This window comes from Geobacillus zalihae (assembly GCF_030414215.1).
GTDB lineage: Bacteria > Bacillota > Bacilli > Bacillales > Anoxybacillaceae > Geobacillus > Geobacillus zalihae.
The window spans coordinates 3,030,339-3,055,311 of record NZ_CP129217.1; the positions used below are offsets into that span (position 1 = coordinate 3,030,339).

Here is a 24,973-nt window from a genome sequence, read left to right on the forward strand (position 1 = left end):
CGTTTATCATATACTAGATCATATACATTGACTAGTCGTTATGCCTGTTCGGCAGACAAGGCGGTCGGTTTCTCCCCCTTGCCGAACGCGGGGATCGGCGGATCGCCGACGGCGACGTGGACGACTTGCACTTCCGTATAGAAATCAAAGCTGTAATGCCCACCTTCGCGGCCGATGCCGCTGTATTTCGTCCCGCCAAACGGGATGCGCAAATCGCGGACGTTCGGCGAGTTGACCCACGCCATCCCGCTTTCGATCGCTTGGGCGACGCGGTGGCCGCGCTTCATATCGTTCGTCCAGACGTATGCCGCCAGCCCGTATTTCACATCGTTCGCCAGCCGTATCGCCTCTTCTTCATCCGCAAAGGACATGACCGCCATGACCGGTCCGAAAATCTCTTCCTGCGCCACCCTCATGCCGTTATGGCAACCAAGCAGCAACGTTGGCGGCACAAAATTGCCTTTTTCCAATCCTGTTGGAACGCTGGGGGCATAGACGTCCGCCCCTTCTTGCTTGGCGATGTCAATATAGCGGTTCACCCTCTCCCAATGATCGCGGTGAATGAGCGGACCGAGTTCAGTCGCCGGGTTCATCGGGTCGCCGATGACGATGCGGTCGACGCGCTCTTTCAGCCGGGCGACAAATTCGTCGTAAATCGACTGTTCAAGCAAAAGCCGCGAGTTGGCCGTGCACCGTTCGCCATTGAGCGAAAACATCCCCCAAACCGCCGCATCGAGCGCCCGTTCGAGATCCGCATCGGCGAACACAATGAGCGGCGACTTGCCGCCGAGCTCCATCGATGTTTTTTTCAACGTTGCGGCGCTGTTGCGGATAATTTCCATGCCGGTCGTCGTCTCGCCGGTAAACGAGATGAGGCGCACATCCGGGTGGGCAACCAACGCGGCGCCCGCCGTTTCGCCAAACCCGTGCACGACGTTGAACACCCCGCGAGGCAGCCCGGCTTCATCGATGATTTCCGCCAGTTTATTCGCCGTCAACGGCGACCATTCGGCCGGCTTCAAGACGACGGTGTTGCCGGTCGCCAGCGCGGGAGCCACCTTCCACGTTTCCAGCATAAATGGCGTATTCCACGGCGTGATGAGCCCGGCGACGCCGACTGGTTTATAAACGGTATAGTTTAAAAACTGTCCATTCACATGGTACGCCTCGCCGACAAGGCGCGTCTTCACCATTTCCGCGTAAAAGCGGAAGTTTTCCGCCGCGCGGGCGGCTTGCTTTTTCGCCTGGCTGATCGGAATGCCGGTGTCGAGCGCCTCTAAATAGGCGATGTCATCCGCATATGTTTCAATCAGCTCGGCAATGCGGAACAAATAACGGAGCCTCTTTTCAACCGGCATCGTCCGCCACGGCCCGTGATCAAACGCCTCCTTCGCCGCCCGAACCGCCGCATCGATGTCTTCTTTCCGCCCCTCGGCCACTTCGTTGATCGGTTCGTTCGTAAACGGATTGATGTTGTCGAAATACGCACCGGCTGCCCCTTCCATAAACTGCCCATTGATATAATGAAGCACTTTTGGTTGCACTGCCATTCGTTTCCCCCTCCCGCTATGTCCGATAACGCGCATGAATGTTGTTGTGTTTATACGTCCCCGCCTCGTTGAATTCATACAGCTCAAGCGACAGCGCCAAATAGCGTTTGGCGAACAGCGGGGCGAAATGGTCTTTCATCACGGCAAACAGCTCGTCGCCGACTTCTTTTTTCACCTGTTCCGGACGCCCGGCGCCGATTTTCAGCGTCCCGTGCACAAACGCATCGTCTTCGGCCCCATCAGCCACATAGTACTCGTCAAGCCGAATGGCGCGCGAGCGGATGCCGCCGACGGGAAACCAATCGCTCCGCTTGATCAACACGCGGTGAATTTTTCCAAGCAAGCCGCGAATATCGGCCTCTTCGCCGAGATTGGCCGTGTATTCCAAAATAAAGTGCGGCATCATTCCTCCTCCTTTGGCTAGACGATGTAATTGATCAGCCGGCCGATGCGTTCGATTTCGGCCACGACTTCATCGCCGGGCTGGACGTTCACCGCCCCTTTCGGCGTGCCGGTCAAAATCACGTCGCCAGGCGCGAGCGTCATGAATTCGGTGATGTACTCAAGCAAATACGGGATCGAAAAAATCATATCGCCCGTATATCCTTCCTGCACAACCGCCCCATTGACATACGTCCGCAAACGAAGCGCCATCGGATCGCCGACTTCCTCATGGCTGACGATCCACGGGCCTAGCGGCGTCGTCCGGTCGCGGTTTTTGACGCGGAAATTCGGCCGGTAGTAATTTTCCAAGTAGTCGCGAACAGCGTAATCGTTGGCAATCGTGTAACCGAAAATGTAGTCGTACGCCCGTTCCGCCCTCACCCGGCTGGCCGGGCGGCCGATGACGACCGCGAGCTCGCATTCATAATGCATCATGTTGACCCCCTCCGGGCGAACGGTTCGGCCGCGATGGCCGATGAGCGTATTTTTCCCTTTGAAAAATAAAAGCGGCTCTTTCGGCGCAACAAAAGACAATTCGCCGGCATGCTCGGCATAATTCAATCCAAGCGCCACGATCACGCCCGGCTCCACCGGGGGAAGCCACATCACGTCAAGCTCCCCGACGATCGTTCCGTCCGGCAGGCGGAGGCGGCCATCGTCGAGCGGCTCGGCTTCGGTCACGATTCCGTTCCAGGCCACACGCGCCCGCCTCATCATTCATCGCCTCCTTGTTCCAGGGCGATTTCATTTTCCAACACACCGATCCTTTCGATTTCGATGCGCACCACATCTCCTGCTGTAACAAGCGGCGCATCGGCCGGCCAGCTGAAAAACAGCACATCGCCTGGGTAAAGGGTCATAAATTCGGTCACCTCAGCAAGCCATTGTTCGACTGGAAGGCGAAAGCGGCTCAGGTCTGCACGCTGGACGAGGCGCCCGTTGACGTAGACGCGCGCGGTGAGCGAAAAGAGCGGCGACGCTTCCTCTTTCGGCACGATCCACGGGCCGACTGGGGCGAACCCGTCGCGCGCCTGCTCCTTCACCGCCGGGCGGTGCCGCTGCTCGTGTGGAATCGACAGATCATTCACGATCGTATAGCCGAATACAAAATCGAGCGCCTGCTCGCGCCGCACGCGCGCCGCCGTCCGCCCGATCACCAGCCCGAGCGCCGGAGCAGCCTGAAGATGCTTCACCCAACGAGGCAGAAGCACCGGACGCCGATGGGCGTTGATGGTGTTTGCCGGCTTCATATACAGCACCGGGCCTTCCGGCGGCTTTTCATACGGCGGGGCGTTCATCTCTTTTGACAGCGCCGCCCACTCCTTTCCATCATTCAGCGCCACCCCGTACATCGCCCCGCCAATAGGCGCGTCCCATTCCAATTCATCAATGCGGTGCGTCTGCCCGCCAAACGACACCGTCCCGCCGTGCGGATCCGCCTTTGCCTCAATCGTCCGCCTCATGCCGGCCAGACGCAAGCGCACATTGACCATCGCTTCTCCTCCCGCCCCGTTATGCCGTTTTGGATGGCTCTTCAGCCAGCAGTCCGTATTTGACGAGCGTGCGGCGGATTTGCCGCTGATGTTCTTCGCTTGGCAAATCGAGCGGCAGCCGGAGCTTCGGGGTGATTTTCCCCATCATGCCGAGCGCTGCTTTGACAGGGCCCGGATTCGTTTCAATAAACAGCACATCATTGAGCTCCATCAGTTCAAAATGAAGATCTTGCGCCCGCTTGATGTCGCCGTCAAACCAAGCATCATGCAGCTCGGCCACCTTATGCGGCACGACGTTCGCCGTCGCGCTGATCGAACCGGCGCCGCCGATCGCCAGCATCGGATAGCACAACAGCTCGATGCCGGAAAAGAGAAGGAAATCGCGCCCGCAGTGCCACAGCACTCGGTTCACATGTTCAAAATCTTTGTTTGACTCCTTCGCGCCGATAATGTTCGGACAATCTTCAGCCAACCGCGCCAACGTTTTGACTTCCAAATTGACCGCCGTCCGCCCCGGAATATTGTAGATGATGATCGGAATGTCAACGGACTCGGCCACCGCCTTAAAATGCTTATAGAGCGCAGCTTGAGACGGGCGATTGTAATACGGGACGATGACCATCGCCGCATCAGCCCCAATCTCCTGCGCAAATTTGGTCAGCTCGATCGTTTCCGCATGGTTCGTCGAGCCCGTCCCCGGCACGAACGGCACCCGACCCGCCACCGCTTTTTTCGCCGTTTCCATCACCTGTTTCCGTTCGTCAAGCGTCAGCGAACTTGGCTCTCCCGACGTTCCCGTGACGGAAATGCCGTGCGTGCCGCTTTCAATATGCCAATCGATGAGCGCGGCGAGCGCCGCAAAATCCACGTTTCCTTCCTCATCAAACGGCGTGACGACCGGCGCGATTGAGCCGCGCAGCCGTTCTTTCGCCTCGCGGTATGCCATCCTTTCTCCCCCTATTTGTTTTACTTTTCCGAATCTTATTTATATTGTACACATTATCATATATAAAATCAACGATAAAATCATATATAATCTTGATCCAAAAACCGCGAGCAGAAGGACGGCGGTTTTTTTCTAAATCAGGAAGGTCGGTTTCTGCTTCGCCAATGTCGGTTCGTCCGGCTCGATCGGCTGACCGCTGTGAACATCAAGAACGACGGACGCCTCTTCAAACCAGCTGTCCGGCGCCGCATGCCCCCAAAACGTCTGGCGCCTTGGATCGTCCAAATCCCAGCGGATCGGCGGAAAATCGGGGTCGCTCGTCAAATAGTCGCCGTTATACAGCTCAATTCGGTGGCCATCCGGGTCGCGCAAATAGACAAAGAAGGCGTTCGACAATCCGTGGCGGCCCGGCCCGCGTTCAATGTTTGCCGCATATCCAGCCGCCGCCAGCACATCGCACGCATGGATCAAACTGAGCGGGTCAGGCAGCCAAAAACCGATATGATGAAGACGAGGCCCTTTCCCATTCATCAGCGCCAAATCGTGAACATTTTGTTTCCGGTGCAGCCATGCCGCCCAAAGTTTCCCATCCTCTGTTTCCGTATACTCTGAGCAGGCAAAGCCCAAACCATGGACATAAAAGTCGTACGCGTTCTTTACATCTCTAACCGCGCAGTTGAAATGATCGATGCGCTGCACGCGGGCGCCGCGGTGCAAGTCATACCGCTGCAACAGCCGCTCAGTTTTGTCCATATGCGCGAAAAACTCAAGCGGCAGCCCGGACGAATCCTGCACGCGAAACGCTCTCCCGACGGCTCGCTGGCTTCCCGCTTCCAGCCATTTCGGCTGCAGCGTTTGCGCCGCAAACCATTCATAAAGCGCTTCCAATTGTTGCTCGGAACCGACTTTGTAGCCAAGCGCCTCGACCGCGGGGCGGGGCCCTTTTTTCAACAGAAGGCTATGATGATGATATTCTTCCAGCCCCCGCAAATACAGATGGCTCTCATCCGCTTCCGTCACGACAAACCCAAGCACCCGTTCGTAAAAATCGCGGGCGGCGGCCAAATCAGTCACATGCAGCACCGCGCGGGCGCAGCGAATAATGGAAAATTTCACCATCCTTCTCCCCTTTCGATAAAATTCAACTCCATTTGCACTGTCACCGCTGGCTGTCAGAAGGAATGAACACACTTTTGGCGCCGCGCAGAAATTCACGCACGAACTGTTGATACGGCTCTTTTTCATAGCCGTCAAAATACGCCATCCCCATCCGAACGGGATCGCCGAAAAAGTAATATTCATAATGCGTCTGCCGGGCTCCGAACGCGCTCATCGTGAGATCCCAGGCGAGACGGAACAGCTGGACGCGTTCATAGCCGTCCACCGTCGCCCCTTGCATCGCGCGGCGGACGATATCTCCAATTTCTTCATGATGGAAATCGGCTTCAGTCGGAATCGCCATCAACCCCGATGCTCCTAAAATGCGGATGATCTCCGAAAGCCGTGGATAAATGCGCGGATACCAGTTGCGTGCGGCATCGAGCGCGGCAAAATCCGGCGTCATCGTTCCCCAGCGGTCTCGCTTCGCATTGTGCTCAGCCCGGTACAGGTGGCTCTTCATCGTCTCGAGGACGAGCATGATTTCCGCCCCTTTATCTTTCACATGCTGGAATTCGCCGATGCCGATTGCTTCGATCAGACAAAGCGTGACACCGAGCAAAAACTCCGTTTTGACGATGTTTTTCGCCACCACTTGATGGGACATATGAATGACCGCGTTCGTCTCACGGAACGTCCGGTTGCAAATCGATGAATTGCCGCAAACAAACACGCGCTCCCACGGCACAAACACGTTTTCAAACGAAACGATGGCATCGCCCTCTTCAAAGCGGGACGCCAGCGGATGGTCCCACGCACTCCGCCCGTAGTCAAACGCCTCGCGGCAAATGAACTTGACGCCCGGCGTATTGTTCGGAATGGCAAAGGCGAGCGCGTACGGGTCTTCACCAGCTGTCGATTTTTTCACGGTTGATGGAAACACTAAAATTTCGTCCGTAATCCCGCCTTGCGTCGCCAACAGACGGATGCCGCTGACGATGATCCCGTCTTTTCGCCGTTCCACCAAATGGAGCGGCACATCGGCATCGTTTTGTTCATGAAGCGCCTTGGCGCGATTCATTTGCGGATGGATGAGCGTGTGCGTCAAGCTGATGTCGTTTTCACGCGCGTACTCATAGTAGTTTTTCGCGTTTTCGGCAAACATCGGATCATCTTCGGCAAATAGATCATTGGCGACGCCCATGGCCATGACTTCCGCGTTTAAATAATCGGGAGAACGGCCCATCATCCCCGCCGACATACGCGCCCATTCTTGCGTCGCCTCGCGGCGGGCGATGAGCTCGTCAATGGTTGTCGGCTGAATGAACGTCATGCCGACGAGTTGCCCGGTTGTCGGCGACCGGTACAACATTTTCTCCGGCTTTTCATATTGCCGGTCGTAAAGCGCCGCCATCGAACGGACGACGTTGCAAAACGCCGGATGAACGGTGACATCCTCCACTTTTTCCCCGTGGATGTACACGCTGCTTTTCGCCCGCTTGAGCCGCTCCATATACTCCTGACCTGTTTTGGCCGGCATTTTCATTCCCCCCGTTTTCACGTATAATAGATAAGGAAGCGCTATCATTCAGAATGTTCAAAATTAATATAACATATGATTTCATATATGAAAAATACAAAAATGATCAACCATCCTATACGAAAAAGATATGGAAGCAAGAGAGGAGGCACGACCATGATCGATGTGAAGCAGCTGAAATACTTCATCACGATTGCCGAAGAGGGGCAAATCACGAAAGCGGCGCAAAAGCTTCATATCGCCCAGCCGCCGCTCAGCCAGCAGCTGAAGCAGCTCGAAGAAGAGCTCGGCGTTCCTTTATTTGATCGAAAGGCGAAAAAAATGGAGCTCACCGCACCAGGCAAAGCGTTTTACGAAAAGGCGAAACGGCTGCTCGCCCAGCTTGATGACGCCGTGGCGGAAGTAAAAGAAATCGAAGCGGGAACGGCGGGAACGCTGTCGATCGGCTGCGTCAAATCGTGCTTTTACTATTTGGCCCAAGCAATCCGTCACTTCCATGAACAAGCTCCGAACGTGACCTTTCATCTCCGTGAAGGAGATACATTTTCCATTTGTCAGCTGCTTTACGAGCGGCGCATTGACATCGGCATCGTCCGCCTGCCGATCGACTCGGCTGATTACGACGTCATCCGTCTGCCCGGCGAACGTTATGTCGGCGTGTTGCCGGCGCAATGGAAAACCGGCCAACCCTCATTATGCATGCGCGATTTTGCGGATTGGCCGCTTCTCCTTCTCCACCGGGTGCACGGCGCCGGACAGTACGAGCGGGTCATCGAGGAATGCCGCCGTCATGGCTTTGAACCGAACGTTCTATGCGAATGCCCGGACGCGACCATATTGCTCTCCCTTGTCGCCCAAGGCCTCGGGGCCACCATTGTGCCGCAATCCACCGTAGCCTTGTTTCGCCTCCCTGGCATCAAGGTGCTGGAGATCATCGACTCTTCGATGACAGCGGAAGCCGCCGCCATCCTCGACCGACAACGGTATTTGCCGAAAAGCGCCCGAACATTCCTCGACGTGCTCCAAACCGTTGCCGCCCGCGCCGCCGGTGAACAACATGAAGAAAGATAGCGATTCCTCCAATCGTGGACGCTCAAGGGAAACGTCATGCCCTCGTTGCGCCGTCCTTTTTGTTCAATGACCTGCTTTTCAAAAAATGAGGCGCCGTTGGGCGCCTCATCACAACCCTGCCGACCGCTGCAGCCGCTTGGCGATTTCGAAAAAATCTTCGGCCGAAATCCCGGGGGCGAATTCTTCCGGCACTTCGTCCAAATCGGGGATCGCCCCCCCTTGGGGCGCTCCTTCGACCACCTCGAGCGGCTGTCCATCGCTTGGATGGGTTCCTTGCCAAATGCGGACGATTTCTTTGTAATAGCGATCGCTGAACGTATAAAGCCGGCGGTGGACGCCTTGATCCTCATACTTTCTCGCCTCGTCGAACACACGGTTATCCAACTTCGGGATCGGCAGCAGTTTCGTCACATCGACCCCCGTAGCCACTTCGATCGCTTTGGCGTACGCCAAAATATGAACGCCCCCGCGCACAAGCAAGTAGCCGATCATCTCGCGGGCGGTAGGGTGGTCCGTCATTTCATAGACGCGCATTTTATGCGTGCGCGCTCCGCATTCAAGGAAAAAGTTGTGAAGCAAATCCAAAATCAAGTTGCCGCTGTTGAACACGTACTCCCCCGTCCACGCCTTCCCCATCGAATCGCCGGGAAACGCCGTCTGCGCCGTCGCGATAAAATGATACGTATTGCGCTTGTCTTTCGCATCCTTCATCGGCGCTGTATCCGGATCACCTGGATGGGTGGAGCCGGTCAAGCAAAGGTTGATCGCATTGGACACGAGCTCCACATGGCCAAACTCTTCGGCGGTGATGCTCGCCACCAACTCGTAAAACGGGCGCAGCTTCTGTTTTTGCCGAAAATTGAATGACTGAAACAAATAATTGTTTAACGTCGACATTTCTCCGAAACGGCCGCCAAGCAGCTCCTGGACAGCGGCAGCCGCATTGGGGTCCGCGTACTTCGGCTTCGGCAATTCGATCGCCAGCCGGTCGATCCGCTGAAATACCACGACTCTTTTCCTCCTCTCCATTAATTGCTGAGGCGAACAGACACCACTTGCGCCAAGCGGATGTAATAAACCGCCTGATGCGCCGAGATGACGATATGGTCCGGCTTCACATCCCTCACAGTTCCTTGGATCGAACCGCGGACGGTTTCCACCACCACTTCTTTGCCGTTCAAAGCTTGGAAAGCGTGGTACACATACGGGTCAACCAGGGCAATGAGCTGCGGTGACGAAGCATGGGACGCGTAGGGCTGGTTCATTCTCATTTCCTCCCTTTTGATGCGCTGAAGAAGATTCCCTTTTTATCCATATGCCGCCCCATGCAGAACATGACAAAAAAACCCAACGTCGAGAAAAGAAAGCGGCCTGATGCTCAAGGACATTCAAGCCGCTTCCAAAGATGTTTACGCCGCTAGAAAGCGGCGAACGCTCGGAATCTTTTGCACAACAAAACGGTCAAACAGCCAAATCACAACGAGCGACAACGCAAACAGCGGCATCACGACCGCTGCGGCGATCATGCCGCCCCACACCGTTTTCGCCGCTTGAGGGTCTTTCACCCGCGCCGGAGCGCCGAAACCGTCTTTCGGCTTGCGCTTGCGCCACATCACAAAGCCGCTGACGCCCAAAAACACAAGCCCGAGGCAAAAAACGAGATTGACGAGCTGATTGGCCAGCCCAAACAACCGCCCTTCATGGAACGCGATGCCAATCGTAATCGCTTTGGCCAATGCGCCGTAGTCGGAAAAGCGGACATCGCTCAGAACCCGTCCCGAATATTGGTCAATATGCAAGGTCGCGTTATCCCACGGCTTCGTCTTCGATGTCGCAACGGTAAACACCCCTTTTTCCCCTTGCGGCAGCGAAATGGTGAACGGCTTTTTCACCTTTTTCGCCTCCGCGATCGCATACACCTCATCGAGCGAAAGCGGGGCCGCCTTGCGCTTGCGAACAGAAGGCACAGGCAGTTGTTCGGCCGCCCATGGCACGTCTTGCGCCACTTCTTTGGTGACCACTTTCGATTCCGGCTTCAGTCCGAAGCTGAACGCAAACGGCGGATACCCGGTGTTTGTCGCCGTCGCCACCCGGTTGATGACCTCCCCCATGACCCCTGTCCACGGCATCCCTGTCACAATGAGCAGCAAAATCCCGATGCTCATCCATACACCGGTCACGGCATGCCAATCGCGCCAAGCCAACCGTTTTTTCGCCCACCAGCGCGGCCAAAACGTCCCGAGAACAGAGAATGATTGCCGCGGCCACCAAAGATAGAGGCCCGTGGCCAACAAAATAAAGCCCCAACAAGCCGCCAGCTCTACAAGACGGTTGGCCGCCGTTCCGCCAATCAATAGCTCGCTGTGGATTTTTTTCGCGATTTCCGTCCAATTCTCATCCGCGCGCAATGTCCCTTGAATCTCCCCGGTATACGGATTGACAAAGGCAAACACCATTTCTCCTTTGTCCATCATCCCGATTTTCACGGTCCGATTCGCTTCTTTCTCAAGCGTCACAGAGACAACGGAATCATGCGGATATTTCTCCTTGACCCGTTCCGTCAGCTCAACGAGAGACAGCCTTTTTTCCCCAACCTTGTCCACCTCGTACAAATGGCCGTACAGAGCCGATTCGATCTGCGGCTTAAACAAATAGACGGCCCCGCTCAACGCCAAAATGATCAGAAACGGCGCAAAGATGATCCCGGCATAGAAATGCCACCTCCAGACCACCGCATACATCGGCCGCTGTTTGTCCGCCGCCTTCACCGTTTGTTCCACAGTTTTCCCCCCTGCCATGTTTTCATGTTTTTCAGTAGGCAGTATAGAACAAAACTGTGTCCAAACGGTGAGCAATCGGCGAAAATGGTGTGAAATGAAACGGCCGGACAGACCAGTCCGCCTCGTCATCCAATCAACCCAAGACGCAGCGCTTTTGCCACCGCTTCCGTCCGATTTTTCGCGTTGAGTTTCCTTAAGGCGCTGGAAATGTAGTCGCGCACCGTAAATTCGCTCAAATAAAGCTGACAGGCCGCTTCCAATGTCGAGGCTCCGTCGGCGAGCAGCTTCAAAATCTCAATTTCTCTTGGCGACAAGGATTCCGCCATCCCTTCCCATTCTTTTTTTGGCGCCTTGATCCATTTCAACAGCAACTCCCCCGCGCTTTGGCCAAATTTCATCAGCGCGGGAAACAGGCGGCGGTCAACGGCAAAGAAGCGGCCCGGTCCGCGGTCGAGAACGACGCCTCCAATCATCCTCCCTTCCGTCGGCACATACACCGGAACGATCACCAGCGAGGCCAAACCGAACGGGTCCACATACAGGCGCGGAAACTGTTCGCTCGCCCTCGGCACATAAATCGGACGAAAATGGCGAAATTCATGCACTTCCGCTTTCAATTTCCCCACACTTTCTTTCAACATCGGAATGCTGTCCAATTCCACGCGCAAGCGCTGAATTTGCCCGTTGTCCACGCCATGCCCGTGCAGACCGATGGCTGTGCTCTCCTGATTGACAAATTGAAACAGAGCGCAGCGGCTGAAAGGAAGAAAATAGGAAAAACCAAAACAAATATGCGCCGCCGATTCCTCAAACGTCTGCGCCCGCAAAATCCATTCGTTGAACAAAATGACGGCGTCTTTCCACAAGGATTCTTTTTTCCACGAGGAATCGCGGCCGATTTTGAATGATTGCTCATTCATTTCATACAACAACCATTCATTCCATTTGAAAAACAAATACCGCACGGCTGGGTGCAGCGTAGCAGCCGCTGACGCATGCGCCTTCAACACTTGATGAACCGTATTTTCCATTAAATTTAGGGAAAATATGACCATCTCCGGATGAAACGCCGCAATGCGTTCGAGATGCCTATTCGCTGGGTGTTCGCCCCCGTACGGGAGCAATCTTGCCTGAACGAATGCGCACAGCGTGGAAAACACCTCTTGAACCCGCGCATTCCGCTTGCCAAGCGCTTCGCCGATCCGCTTCCATTCCCGGTTCACTTCCCTTTCATACTGCCGCAAAATATCCGAAGCCTCTCTCAGCAGTCGAAACAAATGATTGTGCAATTCTGTTGACAAGGCAACGCCCCCCTTTTTTGGTCGACCGTGTTCCCTCACTATTGTATTTTCGCAACGCGTGCGTTGATTCCTTCTCCCCTCTGCGACGAAGACGGGAAAAAACCCTACAAATGTAGGGATTTTATTTTATTTGAATTATTTTAATATTTAATTAAATCTATATTTAAAGCGCTTTCAATTTATGTGAAGGGGAGGAGAATGTTCATGAATATGGCCAGCCAATCACTGATTGTAGGAGGGCACACGGCCAAAAAACCGTTGCTTCTCGCCTTGCTCGGAGGATTTTTTGCCCTCACTCTTATGTTGTCCGCCTTCGGGCTGACAGGCGTCGCCTATGCCGTACCAATCAGCGGGGTCGGCGAATTCACTGTTCAGTTTGACAAGCTAAACGGCAGCGGGTTTAAAATGTACGGCGGCGTGGCGGAAGCAGGCAATGCGCCGCAGACGCCGGTCTTCGTCAATGAAATGGATAAAGCGACGATTCAAGGTCTTCGGATTTCGAAAGACTTCCCGGCCTTGGGCATTCGCGTCGTCATTGTCGCGAGCGAGCCTGTCTCCATTGACGGCCTCGTGCAAAAAGCGACGCAAATCAACGGCAACATCTCCTTCGGCAGCTTGACGATGAAAGAAAGCTATGTCGGCGATACGAGCAACCCAGTCGAGAAAGCGGCCAAAGAATTCACACAAGGAGCCGACAGCATTACGATCGAAAACGGCGATATCAAAACCGTCTACTTATTCCAGCAAAAAGTATCGCTGCCGGGCATGAAAGTGTACTTTGAAAAACTCAACTAATTTCAGTAAGGATGAGAAACATTGGGCATCATTCGTTCTAGCTGGCAGGCGTTCGGTCGCTGGCGGAAACGCCGCCCGTTTTGGGGGGCGACGTTTCTCTTGTTATCAAGCCTTGTGATTTTATGGATTCCGATGCAGCTATACGAAATTTCTCTCGTTCCCGGAAGCATGGTGTTCGCCGGCTTTTTCCTTGGCGGCATGGTCATGTTGATGGGGATTCTTTCCTACGCCATGCCGCGGCTATCCACCTTGCTCGGCATCATCGGTATGTTCAGTGCCATTCTGTCGATCATGGGCGCCTTGGGCGGCTTCTTAGTCGGCACGATTCTCGGCATCATCGGCGGGGCGCTTTGCATCGCCTGGCGCCCGCAATGGGCCGAAGCCAACACTCCTGCCGCTCATCGTGAAGCAGCGGCAGACAAAGAGCCATCCGCCGCAACCGACTAACAGGCGCCGATCGCTCGGCCGAACGAAGCGAAAGATTCGCTCGTTCGGCCTTCTTTTTTATCTCTTTTTCCCGATCACGAATCCATTCATCATGAACAAACGAGGCGCATATTCATATTATGGGCCCATCATCGCTGCAGAACAAGATGAAAGAAGGAGGGACCGCCATGAAACACCTTTCTATCGACCGGCTACACACCCAGTTCGCCGCCGGAACCACCCATACGTTCCCGCTCATCGGACGAATGTATACGTTAACTCACTCTGATGCGACGGGAGACCTCTATTTAGCGATCGGCCGCTCGTTCGCGACCACACGGCTCAATGCCATGCGCGATGAAGTATTGGGAGAATGGAAACAGGCAGGGCAACATCTCGCCTTGTTCATTTATGTGTTTGTCGGCAGCAAGCAAATGGGCAAGGAAGAAAACATCCGCCGAAAACAAGTATTCGAACAAGAATTGACCTTGGCGCTAGAAGCCATTCGCTACGGAGACCGGCACTTTTTCCGTCATTTTCCTTCCTGCGATGGCAGTCCGATTTTGGTTCATTTCACTTCCGAATACCCAGAACTGAACCGAACAGAGACGTACGGAATCCCCTATATGTATCGTTGACTCTCTCTTTTTGCACGTTCTGCGCAAGATTCACAAACACTTCAAATGAAGTGTTTGTGGATTCACCCTCTCGAATGAGAAAGGCTTTTTAATTAATTGGGTGAGAATATTTTAGTTTTTATTATCCAGAACATTTAAAACACGATTAATAAACGCTTGACCATCTTCAAACTCAATATATCGTAAACTATTATCATGCAATAAAATCTCTATTTTTTTAAATGTTTCTCTATCCCCATTGTCTATTAGTTTTTGTAATTCAGCTAATTCAGCTCTTAATGCATGAACCAAACTCTCTGGTTCTTCGTCTCTAAATTCTCTAATCATATCGTCAAATTCATGATCATCGATTGATTATAATACCCATCTACAAAGTATTTGAGCGTCTTAAATTTCCCCTCAATTTCCATCATATTCATCACCACTTCGGATAAGATGTAACAATAACCCATGGTGCTAGTTGAGCGTCAACGCTCAACTAGCACCATGGGTTACAATAAAAAGCCGCGCAAAATTTTTCTGGATTCTATCGTTTTTTTCGGGCTTCCCCAAAAATGAAAAACGACTGCAAATGCAGTCGCATCAAGGGTTTCACGGTTTCTCGTCCGAACCGTTCGGATGTTGGAAATGGAGACGGTGGGAGTCGAACCCACGTCCAGAGGCATCGCCACTTAAGCATCTACGAGCGTAGTCGGTATATTTCGCTTCGCCGTCCGTTCCGCCTACCGACAGGCCTCCCGGCGGCTAGCCTGGTTCATCTCTTCCCTCATCCTCAGGCGGCGGATTTGGGCGTAGCCCGCTTCATATGAACCCCTCGGACGCCACACGGGCGATGGCGGGAGGAGCTAGCTGCAGCAATTAGGCAGCTAAAGCGTAGTTTTGTTTGCCAGTTATCTTTAGGTGACGTTTTTACGAGGACGTCCCCCTCGGCTCGCCGCTTAAGCTCGACCTACCCCTGTCGAATCCGGATCGTCCCCGCGGTGCGAAGAAAGACCGGAACAGCTTAAGCATGGGATAACCGGCTGTTGCACTTTTTATTATACCATGGCGGTGCGCATTTGCAATGGGAATGTTTTCAATTCCGCCAAAAAACAGGATTTCCCTCGAACGGCGGGGGCGATGTTGGAAGACATCTTCTTTATTGTTTGAAACCATTCGTCCTGTCCCGGAAGCGCCCGCCATACGGACGGGGCTCGCCCGTTTCCAAACCCGCTGCGCGCACGGCCAATCAAGCCCGATGAGTCCAAGTTTCTCCTCGCGGCCAGCGCCCCAACCACCGCGGACTTCTTCTACAGTTTTTGCCGCTCGCGGAACGCCCGCTCGATTTCGCGCTGCGCTTCTTTCCGCTTCATGTCTTCCCGTTTGTCGTATTTTTTCTTCCCTTTGGCCACACCAAGCTCCACTTTGGCAAAGCCGTTTTTAATGTACAGTTTGAGCGGCACGAGCGTATACCCTTGCTCTTTCGTGTAGCCGATCAGTTTGTTGATTTCACGGCGGTGCAACAAAAGCTTTCGCGTCCGCAGCGGATCGTGGTTGTAGCGGTTGCCTTGTTCGTACGGGCTGATGTGCATGTTATGGAGAAACACTTCCCCTTTTTCGACTTTGGCGAACGAATCTTTCAAATTCACCCGGCCGTTGCGGATCGATTTGATTTCCGTCCCTTGCAGCACGAGGCCGGCTTCGTACGTTTCCTCGATGAAATAATCGTGATGTGCTTTTTTGTTTTGCGCGATGACCTTTCCTTCGCCTTTCGGCATCCGTTTTCCCCCTCCTCATCGTAGCGTTTCTTATTTTATCAAAAACGAAAAAGAAGGAAAAGCCGGGCGCGAGGCTTTTCCTCACCGTTTTTTCTTTTTCTTCTTTTTCGCCTTCGCGTGGCGGCTTTTGCCGCTGTTCGTTTTCGCTTCCGCCTTTGCCTTGGCCTGTTTTTGCTTTTTCCCTTCAATGACGACCGGAGCGGCTTTCGCTTTCGGCGGGCGGCGCCCTTTCATGCCGACGACTTCAAAATCGACGATCCGTTCGTCTTTGTTGACGTTGATGACGCGGACGGTGATTTCATCGCCGATGCGGTACATTTTCCCGGTCCGTTCGCCGATCAACGCGTAGTGGCGTTCGTCGTAGCGGTAATAGTCGTCCGTTAAGTAGCTGACGTGCACCAAGCCTTCGATCGTGTTCGGCAGCTCAACGAACAAGCCGAAGTTCGTCACCGAGCTGATAATGCCGTCAAACTCCATCCCGATTTTGTCTTCCATAAACTCGGTTTTCTTCAGATCGTCCGTCTCCCGCTCCGCCTCAACGGCGCGCCGCTCCATATCGGAAGCGTGTTCCGCAATTTCAGGCAGCTTTTCCGCCCATTTTTGCTGGGTGTCAAGATCCATCTGGCCGTTAATGAGATACGTCCAGATCAACCGATGGACGATCAAATCCGGGTAGCGGCGGATCGGTGACGTAAAATGGGTGTAAAACTCGGTCGACAGGCCGTAATGGCCGAGGCTCTCGGCGTCATAGCGCGCCTGTTTCATCGACCGAAGCATGACGGTCGAGATCACCATTTCTTCCGGCTCGCCGCGCACCGCTTCGAGAATTTGCTGGAGGGCGCGCGGATGGATTTGGTTGCCCGTTCCTTTCACGACATAGCCGAAGTTCGTGATGAACTCTAAAAAGCGCTGCAGTTTTTCCGGCTTCGGATCCTCGTGAACACGGTAAATAAATGGCACGTTCAACCAATGGAAATGCTCAGCCACCGTTTCGTTCGCCGCCAGCATAAACTCTTCAATCAACCGCTCAGCGACCGACCGCTCGCGCAAGACGACATCGTACGGCTTGCCGTTTTCATCGACAAGCACCTTCGCCTCCTTAAAATCGAAATCAATCGCCCCGCGCTTTATCCGCTTTGCCCGCAAAATGTCGGCAAGCTCAGCCATCAGCTCAAACATCGGCACAAGCGGCGCATATTTTTCCCGCAAGGCTTCGTCTTTGTCAACGAGAATTTTATTGACATCGGAATACGTCATCCGTTCCGCCGTGCGGATGACGCTTGGGAAAATTTCATGGCGGACGACTTCTCCTTGCGGGGTGATTTCCATTTCGCACGAGAGCGTCAGCCGATCGACTTTCGGGTTGAGCGAGCAAATGCCGTTCGACAGCCGATGCGGGATCATCGGGATGACGCGGTCAACCAAATAAACGCTCGTGCCGCGTTCATACGCCTCGCGGTCAATAGGCGAGCCTTCCTCAACATAGTAGCTGACATCGGCGATATGAACGCCGAGCTTATAGTTGCCGTTTTCAAGCTTCGTCACCGTCACCGCATCGTCTAAGTCTTTCGCATCCTCGCCGTCAATGGTGACGATCATCTCGCCGCGCAAATCGCGGCGCCCTTCCAAGTCTTTCTCCGTAATGACGTCCGGCACCCGGTTGGCGTGCTCGATCACGTCTTCTGGAAATTGAAGCGGAAGGCCGTATTTATAGATGATCGCCAAAATGTCGACGCCCGGGTCGTTTTTATGGCCGAGAATTTGCACGACTTCCCCTTCAGCGCTCATTCGTCCTTCCGGGTACGAGGTGAGCCGGACGACGACTTTATGCCCTTCGACCGCGCCGTTCGCCGCGTTTTTCGGGATGAAAATGTCATTGACGATCCGTTTGTCATCCGGGATGACAAAGCCGAAATATTTGCTTTCCGTGTACGTGCCGACGACCTCTTTCACCCCGCGCTCCAAAATGCGGACGATCGTTCCTTCGCGGCGCGCCCCGGATGAATCGGCTTGGACGCGCACAAGCACCGTGTCGCCATGCATCGCGTTTTTCAATTCGGACGGCGGGATGAAAATATCATCCAGTCCCGGCTCCTCCGGTGTGACAAACGCGAATCCTTTCGGGTGGCCGGTCACCTTGCCGCGCACGAGATTCATCCGCTCAGGCACGCCGTAGCGGTTGCTGCGCGTCCGGACGACAAGGCCTTCCTCTTCCATGGCGACAAGCGTTTTGACAAATTCCTTAAACCCGTCCGCATCCTCAATCCCAAACGCTTCCTCCAGTTCCTCAACGGTCAGCGGTTTGTACGCCTCATCGCGCATAAACGTTAAAATGCGTTCGGCCAACACATGATCCATTGGCCATCCCCTCCTTTCTCCATTACCAATCTAACGATTCAAGAAATGCATAAATATCTTCATGCAGCTGATCTTTTTCTTGATCAAGCGTAATCACATGGCCTGATTGCTCATACCATTTGATTTGTTTGACCGGCGATTCAATTTCGTTATAAATGATGTTCGCGCTGTCTGGATTGATCATCTCATCATGGCGCGCTTGGACGACGAACGTCGGCGCATAAACCAAATCAAGGTGGGCGCGCACATCGGCAATGAGTTCTTGCAAGGCTTTCAACGTCTTCATCGGCGTTTGTTTGAACCGTTCCATTTCCTGTTCGATTTGTTCCTCTGATTTCCCTTCCCGCTTTTTATACTCGCGCGCATACTCGAGCACACCTTCGTACATCGTTTCTTCGCTTTTGATGTACATCGGCGCGCACATCGTCACAATGCCTTCTATAGGTACAGTGTAGCCTAATTTGAGAGAAAATACGCCTCCAAGCGACAATCCAGCCACGGCAATTTTTTCGTAGCCTTTGTTTTTCAAAAACTGATAGCCGTTCATGACGTCTTGCCACCAATCATCCGGTCCGGTGTGGACGAGCTCTTCCGGCGGCACGCCATGCCCTTTGTAAATCGGAGCGTGGCACGTATACCCTTTCGATTCCAAGAATCGCCCAAGCATCCGAACGTCGGCGGAATTGCCGGTAAACCCATGCAAAAGCAGCACCGCCCGCTCCCCGGCTTCAAAGAAAAACGGCTTCGGCGGAACAATTTTCATCATCGGCTCTCCTTCCTCTCTAGTGTGAAATAGAAAGGGCAGCCCTTCATTCTATGGACCGCCCCATGTTTGACTTATGATGGCTGTACGTACGTAACCAAGATCGTCAATACGAAAAACAAGACGGCCAACACGACCGTGACGCGCTGAAACACCGCATCGAGCCCACGGGCTTTCTGCTTCCCGAACAATTGCTCGGCGCCGCCGGTGATCGCCCCCGACAGCCCGGCGCTGCGGCCCGACTGCAGCAAGACAACTGCGATCAGCGCGATCGACACAATGACAAGCAGCGTCACAAGCAAGGCATGCATGCCTGACACCTCCAACGACCGACGTTGCAATAATTTCACTATACCATAGATCGCCGTTGGCGGCAACTGGCGGGCCTGTCTCAACACGACGAAAGGAACAGATTCTCTTTTTTGTGAAACATTAGATTGGAAAGCCCGTCATCTAAAAATTTTAAAAAAATACAAGCCAGAAGATGCTCAAATGGAGGAAATCGATGAAATCATTGATGAATGCCTGGCAAAAATCGCAACGTATCTGACCTGATCTGATCGGCCTGGAGGCAGCGAAAGAATGGAACGATGTTGAAGGAAAGACTACATTTCCTGTCTTTTCTAGAGGGCTAAATCGAAGGGATGGGGCCAAAAAATTCCCTGCTCCTCCCCTTTGGCATAGATGGGGGAGCGTTTCATCCTCCATCCGCTTGACGCTCCATGAATCGGGTGCGGTATGATCATTGTCGTCCGCCGCCGAAATACGTTACAATAGAAAGCAAATCGGCAACGACTGGAGGGACTTCAATGGCAAGACCGGACGAACGAGTCGTCATCGCGATTGACGGCTATCAATTCAAACGGGCGCGGGAGGCGAAGAAAGGGAAAATTTTCGTCACCTCGCCGATTGGGGCGAACTTTACGTTTGACGTCAACGTCATGCGCAAGCTCATCGAGGCCATCGACCGCGACCCAGCGCTGGCGGAACAGTTCGGGCTTCCTTCTCAGGGGGCAAACGAATAACAAAGGAACGGCGGTTGGCCGTTCCTTTGTTGGTTTAGCGGAGAGAGGCCGAAGCTCCATTTTTTCACAGATGGCGGTGCTCCCTCACGAATCAAATCTTCTAGCGTCCTTGCCATGCCGCTCGCTCGCGGCCAAACGGATCATCTTCGACATGGCTGGCGGCTGAAAAGACAAAGGCCGCCTTGCGCTCGCTCGTATACGCCGGCCACGCTTCCGGCAAGTGATCGCCGTTCGGGTTGCCGGTGCGGGCAAACGCCAGCCAGGCGTAATGCATTTGGTCAGCGATCGCCTCGCGCTCCGGCCGGTTGCCGACGAAATTCGCGACGCCCGGCTGATGGAGATTGTGAAACACAAACGGCAGCTCGAGCGCGTGGCATGCTTTCAGCTGCCCGCCGAACACCGGCGTTTCATAGTCAAACCGGTACATGTACACATCCGCTCCGTGGGCCGCTTGGGCGTCCGCTGTCCGCAGCATCCCCTCGACAAACACGCGGTACGTCATGATGCGAAGCCACTTTTGCCAGGCGGGCGCCGACGGCTCCGCCGTTTCTGCATAATAGCGAATCGCCGCCTCCGGCACGGGCCCGACTTCACGGTTGATCCGGTCAAGCAGTTCGTGTTCGCCAAGCTTCATCCATGACGGATCCGTCAAGGTAAACAAGTTGTACTCGTCTTTCGTCACACCGATGAGAATCGGAATGCCGCTGGCCGCCCCGTCGTGGAGCGCCTCGATCGGATGGCGCCGCAATACGCGGCCATCCACCACCGGACCGTACATGATTCCCGGACCGAGCGACAGCGCCGCCCGCAGCAGCTCCTCGGCGGGAATCGACAAGAGCCGGCCGCGGTCACCCGGGCGGATGCCGGCACGCTCGAGAATGCGCTTGGTCATCGCCATGGCGGTCTCCGGCGAACGGAGAAGAAGCGATCCCGAACCGCTTTGCAAAATGGCGCGCCGAAACAGCCCCTTCGCCTCCGGAAGCGACAACAGCACGCCGACGCTCGCCGCTCCCGCCGATTCACCGAAAATCGTCACATTGTCCGGATCGCCGCCAAACGCCGCAATGTTCTCCTTCACCCAGCGCAGCGCCGCCACTTGGTCCAAAATTCCGAGATTCCCGGCTTGAGCGTACTCTTCGCCGAACAAATCACCGAGATGCAAAAAGCCAAACACGTTCATTCGGTAGTTGATCGTCACGACAACGACATCGCCGTGTTTCGCGAACGCCGTCCCATCATACCACGGCGAAGAACCCGAGCCGAACAAAAAGGCGCCGCCATGAATCCAAACCAACACCGGGCGCTTCTTCCCATCCGCCGCCGGCGACCAAATGTTCAGGTACAGCCCGTCTTCGCTCGGCGGCTCGCTCATCCGCCCGAGCAATCCGCTGAAAATCGGATCTGACGGCTGCATCACGACAGGACCGAAAGCAGTCGCCTCCCGCACCCCATCCCACGCATCGGGCGGCTCTGGCGGCAAAAACCGACGCTCCCCGACCGGCGCTTTCGCGTACGGAATCCCTTTCCAAACGAAAACGCTTCCATTCATCACACCGCGCAGCCGCCCATACCGCGTCTCGACAATCGTTTGTTCCATCCCTATCCCCCCTAAATATTCTGATCATTCAAAAATATTATAAACGAACGGACCACTTGCGTCCATCGACCTATGCGGGACAATGTCAGCTCGTTGGAATAGGAAAAGGAACAGCACCTAAAAGGCCGGGGATTTAGTGAAAAATCGCGGAAAATGGACTTTTTTCTCAAATAGAGAAGTCTTGCAAAATCAACGCTTCTCTTTCGACCGAAAACAATGGGTTCGGCGAAATCAGTCGTTTTTCACCAGCCTTCTAAAGATTTCTTACTTTCCAGGCAAAATTGGACGATGGTGTGCCCTATCCTACAATGCCATTTATGGATAAATCTCTACCTTTTTTGATGTTCATCATTCCAACATGTGCTTGATGAAACTTTAAGTTGAGGAACCATGCTCATCTGCAGCAAAGTTTATTTTTCAACCGCTTTTAAAAACAAACAGATGCAATAAATGAAAATCATAATTTTATTCATTGATACAGCCCCTTGTAAATAAGTGTTCATCAAAGCACTACGGGCTATTCAATTTCATTGACTTGATTTATTTGAAAGTCGTTAAATGGAACCCATCCCAAAGGTTTGGTGTAATTTACCATGCGAATCAAATATTTATGTTTATTATCTTCCATTTTGATAACGAAATCAAACACATCATTTCTTTTTTTTGTCTTTGATATATAAGTTGAATTAAAGATTTACAACTGAACACACAAACGATCGATCGTTTGTTCTGGTTTCTGGTTGATTCGCTGAATAAAGGCTTGGACATTCTTTCTAATTTCTTGCACACTCGAATAGAACACGTTGTAAATCACGTCTGATTTCAGCCATTTCCATAGCCCTTCAATCAAGTTCAATTGCGGACTGTATGGTGGCAAAAAGACGAGCTCTAACCGATCTTCGTGTTCTTTTAAAAATGGCTGAATGAGTTTGGCATGGTGAATTCGAGCGTTATCTAAAATCATCACTATTTTGCCTGTGGGATAGCGTTCTAACACAAGTTGAAGAAATCGAAGAAATGTTTCCGCGTCATAGCGTTCTTCTTCGATGCAAAACACTTCCCCTGTTTCGTAGTTCAACGTGCCAATCAGCTTCAGCCCTTGATGTTTTCCAAACGTCGGAATGATTCGTTGTTTTCCTTTGACAAACCATGTTTTTTGAATCGCTTGGTAATCACGAATCATCGACTCATCTTGAACGAGGACATGGGCGATGTTCCCATCTACCAGTTTTTTTTTACTTCAGGGAAGGTGATTTCGACGAATTCTTTTTGTTTCTCTTCATCGGCATTGGCTAGTGTATAGGTCGGTTTCGTATAGCTTAGCCCTAACCGATGCAGAATGTCACTTGTTCCGCGAAGCGTGTATGTTGGCCCCCACTTTTGTTGAATGAGTTCAGCGATTATCGCAAGCGTCCAATTATATTTTGCTTCGAATCCCACATCTACGGGGAGCTGATGTTCAATGATCAAAGCCAGCTCTTTTTCCTGCTCAGGGGTCAATCGACGTGGGGCGCCAGGTGAGTATTTCATCTCCAGTCCATCAAGACCGCGCTGGGCGTAGGCATGAATATAGTTATAAATAGTTTTCTTGGATCGACCAATAATCGTTGCGATTTCTCCTTTGGTATATCCCTGCAAATGAAGATAAATCGCTTGGTAGCGTTCATATGCTCGTTTACTTTTTGCTTCTTTCATGGCAGTGGACAACTTTTCGATCTCGTCTTTGTGATTTGGCATCATATTTTCTCTCCGTTCCCCTATTTTCTCTTTTATTTATTCGCCGTGGAACGGGAGAAAACCTTTATTTCAATTTATATAAATCATTACAAAAAATTCGACTATTTTCTACAAATGATGATACTTGACTTTCTCTTCATCATGAGACAACATCCAACGCTACACTACACAGCATAAAACGGCTGTTTCCTCTCCCGTCTAAAGGAGAGGCGCAGCTTTCCTGAATGCATCAAGACGTCTTGATCACCGCCAGCCATTCGATTCTCTTTTCGCCTCCGTCAAAACGACAGGCGCCCCCTCCGTTGGGGACGCCTGTTCCCGTTATTTTTTCAAATTGTAAAACGAGCGGATGCCTTGGTAAATGGCCGTGTGGCCGAGTTCATCTTCAATGCGGAGCAGCTGGTTGTATTTCGCGACGCGGTCGGTGCGCGACGGCGCGCCTGTTTTGATTTGGCCGGCGTTCGTGGCGACGGCGATGTCGGCGATCGTGCTGTCTTCCGTTTCGCCGGAGCGGTGCGAGACGACGGCGGTGTAGCCGGCGCGTTTCGCCATTTCGATGGCGTCAAACGTTTCGGTGAGCGTGCCGATTTGGTTCACTTTGATCAAAATCGAGTTGCCGACGCCTTTTTCAATGCCTTCGGCCAGTTTTTTCGTGTTTGTGACAAACAAGTCGTCGCCGACAAGCTGCACTTTTTTGCCGAGCCGCTCGGTCAGCAGTTTATGGCCTTCCCAGTCGTTTTCATCGAGCCCGTCTTCGATCGAGATGATCGGATATTTCGATACAAGCTCTTCATACCAAGCGACCATTTCTTCCGACGTTTTCACAACGCCTTCGCCTTCAAGATGATATTTGCCGTCTTCTTTGTTGTACAGCTCGGACGAGGCAACGTCCATGGCGAGCATCACTTGTTCGCCCGGTTTGTAGCCGGCTTTTTCGATCGCTTCGATGATCGTTTGCAGCGCTTCTTCGTTCGATTTCAAGTTCGGGGCGAAGCCGCCTTCATCGCCGACCGCGGTGTTGTAGCCTTTCGCTTTCAGCACCGCTTTTAAGCTGTGGAAAATTTCCGCCCCCATGCGCAGCGCTTCGCGGAAGCTTTCCGCCCCGACTGGCATGATCATAAATTCTTGAATGTCGACGTTGTTGTCCGCATGCGCGCCGCCGTTTAAAATGTTCATCATCGGCACCGGCAGCGTTTTGGCGTTAAAGCCGCCCAAGTATTGGTACAGCGGCAAACCGAGCTCGTCCGCCGCCGCGCGGGCCACGGCAAGCGAGACGCCCAAAATGGCGTTGGCGCCAAGCTTGCTTTTGTTTTCCGTGCCGTCTAGTTCAATCAACTTCCGGTCGATCGCCACTTGGTCAGTGACCTCGAGGCCGATGATTTCCGGCGCAATGATTTCATTCACGTTTTCGACCGCTTTTAACACCCCTTTGCCGAGGTAGCGGTTTTTATCGCCGTCGCGCAGTTCGACCGCTTCATATTCCCCGGTCGAGGCGCCGCTTGGCACCAGGGCGCGGCCGAAGCCGCCGTCTTCCGTGTACACTTCCACTTCTACGGTTGGGTTGCCGCGCGAATCGAGCACTTCACGAGCGTAGACATCGATAATGGCAGACATTAAAACACACTCCTTTTCGTATCGTTTTCTCAAGATCATC

At 53.3% G+C, this 24,973-nt stretch carries 24 protein-coding genes and 1 other RNA gene; 5 read left to right on the forward strand and 20 right to left on the reverse strand.

Going from position 1 to position 24,973, the window contains the following annotated elements:
- Positions 1–38: 38 nt before the first annotated feature.
- The 7 genes from hpaE to hpaB all read right to left on the reverse strand — a co-directional run bounded on the left by hpaE (position 39) and on the right by hpaB (position 7,071).
- Positions 39–1,550, reverse strand: a complete 1,512-nt coding sequence (hpaE, locus tag QWV57_RS15365; protein ID WP_033006480.1) for a 5-carboxymethyl-2-hydroxymuconate semialdehyde dehydrogenase — start codon at positions 1,548–1,550, stop codon at positions 39–41.
- A 16-nt stretch (positions 1,551–1,566) separates the two neighbouring features.
- Positions 1,567–1,953, reverse strand: a complete 387-nt coding sequence (locus tag QWV57_RS15370; RefSeq protein ID WP_013144279.1) for a 5-carboxymethyl-2-hydroxymuconate Delta-isomerase — start codon at positions 1,951–1,953, stop codon at positions 1,567–1,569.
- 17 nt (positions 1,954–1,970) lie between these two features.
- Positions 1,971–2,711 (reverse strand): fumarylacetoacetate hydrolase family protein, encoded by a 741-nt coding sequence (locus QWV57_RS15375; RefSeq protein ID WP_015375767.1) that lies wholly within the window; start codon positions 2,709–2,711, stop codon positions 1,971–1,973.
- Positions 2,708–3,487, reverse strand: coding sequence for a fumarylacetoacetate hydrolase family protein (locus QWV57_RS15380; RefSeq protein ID WP_129447191.1), 780 nt, complete (start codon positions 3,485–3,487; stop codon positions 2,708–2,710). Before QWV57_RS15380 ends, QWV57_RS15375 begins: the two co-directional genes overlap by 4 nt.
- A gap of 19 nt (positions 3,488–3,506) precedes the next feature.
- Positions 3,507–4,433: a 2,4-dihydroxyhept-2-ene-1,7-dioic acid aldolase gene (hpaI, locus tag QWV57_RS15385; RefSeq protein ID WP_081133075.1), complete on the reverse strand. Its 927-nt coding sequence runs from the start codon at positions 4,431–4,433 to the stop codon at positions 3,507–3,509.
- A gap of 132 nt (positions 4,434–4,565) precedes the next feature.
- Positions 4,566–5,549, reverse strand: coding sequence for a 3,4-dihydroxyphenylacetate 2,3-dioxygenase (hpaD, locus tag QWV57_RS15390; RefSeq protein WP_129447192.1), 984 nt, complete (start codon positions 5,547–5,549; stop codon positions 4,566–4,568).
- Between the two features lie 43 nt (positions 5,550–5,592).
- Positions 5,593–7,071: a 4-hydroxyphenylacetate 3-monooxygenase, oxygenase component gene (gene hpaB, locus QWV57_RS15395; RefSeq protein WP_129447193.1), complete on the reverse strand. Its 1,479-nt coding sequence runs from the start codon at positions 7,069–7,071 to the stop codon at positions 5,593–5,595.
- A gap of 156 nt (positions 7,072–7,227) precedes the next feature.
- On the opposite strand from hpaB, the gene QWV57_RS15400 reads away from it, so the two are divergent.
- On the forward strand, positions 7,228–8,142 hold the full coding sequence (locus QWV57_RS15400; RefSeq protein ID WP_129447194.1) for a LysR family transcriptional regulator: 915 nt from the start codon (positions 7,228–7,230) through the stop codon (positions 8,140–8,142).
- Between the two features lie 108 nt (positions 8,143–8,250).
- Here QWV57_RS15400 and QWV57_RS15405 read toward each other — a convergent pair whose 3' ends face one another.
- The 4 genes from QWV57_RS15405 to QWV57_RS15420 form a co-directional block, all read right to left on the reverse strand.
- The gene (locus tag QWV57_RS15405; RefSeq protein ID WP_014196698.1) at positions 8,251–9,150 is read right to left on the reverse strand and encodes a manganese catalase family protein; all 900 of its coding nucleotides are present in this window, start codon (positions 9,148–9,150) and stop codon (positions 8,251–8,253) included.
- A gap of 20 nt (positions 9,151–9,170) precedes the next feature.
- The gene (locus tag QWV57_RS15410) at positions 9,171–9,407 is read right to left on the reverse strand and encodes a YuzF family protein (protein ID WP_013144273.1); all 237 of its coding nucleotides are present in this window, start codon (positions 9,405–9,407) and stop codon (positions 9,171–9,173) included.
- 144 nt (positions 9,408–9,551) lie between these two features.
- Positions 9,552–10,922 carry a PepSY-associated TM helix domain-containing protein gene (locus QWV57_RS15415; protein WP_301100057.1) on the reverse strand — a complete coding sequence of 457 codons (1,371 nt, stop codon included), beginning with the start codon at positions 10,920–10,922 and terminating at the stop codon, positions 9,552–9,554.
- A 125-nt stretch (positions 10,923–11,047) separates the two neighbouring features.
- Positions 11,048–12,223, reverse strand: coding sequence for a helix-turn-helix domain-containing protein (locus QWV57_RS15420; protein ID WP_015375774.1), 1,176 nt, complete (start codon positions 12,221–12,223; stop codon positions 11,048–11,050).
- Between the two features lie 204 nt (positions 12,224–12,427).
- On the opposite strand from QWV57_RS15420, the gene QWV57_RS15425 reads away from it, so the two are divergent.
- The 3 genes from QWV57_RS15425 (at position 12,428) to QWV57_RS15435 (ending at position 14,082) form a co-directional block, all read left to right on the forward strand.
- Positions 12,428–13,018, forward strand: a complete 591-nt coding sequence (locus tag QWV57_RS15425; RefSeq protein ID WP_015375775.1) for a DUF6230 family protein — start codon at positions 12,428–12,430, stop codon at positions 13,016–13,018.
- 21 nt (positions 13,019–13,039) lie between these two features.
- Positions 13,040–13,465, forward strand: a complete 426-nt coding sequence (locus tag QWV57_RS15430) for a DUF6114 domain-containing protein (protein ID WP_301100058.1) — start codon at positions 13,040–13,042, stop codon at positions 13,463–13,465.
- A gap of 167 nt (positions 13,466–13,632) precedes the next feature.
- Positions 13,633–14,082, forward strand: a complete 450-nt coding sequence (locus tag QWV57_RS15435; protein WP_015375776.1) for a staygreen family protein — start codon at positions 13,633–13,635, stop codon at positions 14,080–14,082.
- A gap of 111 nt (positions 14,083–14,193) precedes the next feature.
- Here the strand turns inward: QWV57_RS15435 and QWV57_RS15440 are convergent, their stop codons facing one another.
- The 6 genes from QWV57_RS15440 to secG all read right to left on the reverse strand — a co-directional run bounded on the left by QWV57_RS15440 (position 14,194) and on the right by secG (position 19,271).
- Positions 14,194–14,409, reverse strand: coding sequence for a hypothetical protein (locus QWV57_RS15440; protein ID WP_223813714.1), 216 nt, complete (start codon positions 14,407–14,409; stop codon positions 14,194–14,196).
- A gap of 298 nt (positions 14,410–14,707) precedes the next feature.
- Positions 14,708–15,059, reverse strand: a transfer-messenger RNA (tmRNA) gene (ssrA, locus tag QWV57_RS15445).
- Between the two features lie 312 nt (positions 15,060–15,371).
- Positions 15,372–15,839 carry an SsrA-binding protein SmpB gene (gene smpB / locus QWV57_RS15450; protein ID WP_013144268.1) on the reverse strand — a complete coding sequence of 156 codons (468 nt, stop codon included), beginning with the start codon at positions 15,837–15,839 and terminating at the stop codon, positions 15,372–15,374.
- An 81-nt stretch (positions 15,840–15,920) separates the two neighbouring features.
- Positions 15,921–18,197, reverse strand: a complete 2,277-nt coding sequence (gene rnr / locus QWV57_RS15455; protein ID WP_015375777.1) for a ribonuclease R — start codon at positions 18,195–18,197, stop codon at positions 15,921–15,923.
- Positions 18,198–18,219: 22 nt separating this feature from the next.
- Positions 18,220–18,960 carry a carboxylesterase gene (gene estA, locus QWV57_RS15460; protein WP_033004594.1) on the reverse strand — a complete coding sequence of 247 codons (741 nt, stop codon included), beginning with the start codon at positions 18,958–18,960 and terminating at the stop codon, positions 18,220–18,222.
- A 74-nt stretch (positions 18,961–19,034) separates the two neighbouring features.
- Positions 19,035–19,271, reverse strand: coding sequence for a preprotein translocase subunit SecG (gene secG, locus QWV57_RS15465; protein WP_013144265.1), 237 nt, complete (start codon positions 19,269–19,271; stop codon positions 19,035–19,037).
- Between the two features lie 498 nt (positions 19,272–19,769).
- Here secG and QWV57_RS15470 point away from each other — a divergent pair, with 498 nt between their 5' ends.
- A complete protein-coding gene (locus QWV57_RS15470; protein WP_013144264.1) occupies positions 19,770–19,985 on the forward strand; it encodes a hypothetical protein in 216 nt (71 codons plus the stop codon).
- A gap of 100 nt (positions 19,986–20,085) precedes the next feature.
- On the opposite strand, the gene QWV57_RS15475 is transcribed toward QWV57_RS15470, so the two are convergent.
- The 3 genes from QWV57_RS15475 to eno all read right to left on the reverse strand — a co-directional run bounded on the left by QWV57_RS15475 (position 20,086) and on the right by eno (position 24,933).
- On the reverse strand, positions 20,086–21,582 hold the full coding sequence (locus QWV57_RS15475; protein WP_015375778.1) for a carboxylesterase/lipase family protein: 1,497 nt from the start codon (positions 21,580–21,582) through the stop codon (positions 20,086–20,088).
- A 694-nt stretch (positions 21,583–22,276) separates the two neighbouring features.
- A protein-coding gene (locus QWV57_RS15480; protein ID WP_128570079.1) for an IS630-like element ISBs2 family transposase occupies positions 22,277–23,322 on the reverse strand; the annotation gives its coding sequence in 2 pieces (ribosomal slippage) (positions 22,277–22,816 and positions 22,819–23,322; 1,044 coding nt in all).
- Positions 23,323–23,640: 318 nt separating this feature from the next.
- Positions 23,641–24,933 carry a phosphopyruvate hydratase gene (gene eno / locus QWV57_RS15485; protein WP_063193277.1) on the reverse strand — a complete coding sequence of 431 codons (1,293 nt, stop codon included), beginning with the start codon at positions 24,931–24,933 and terminating at the stop codon, positions 23,641–23,643.
- Positions 24,934–24,973: the final 40 nt, after the last annotated feature.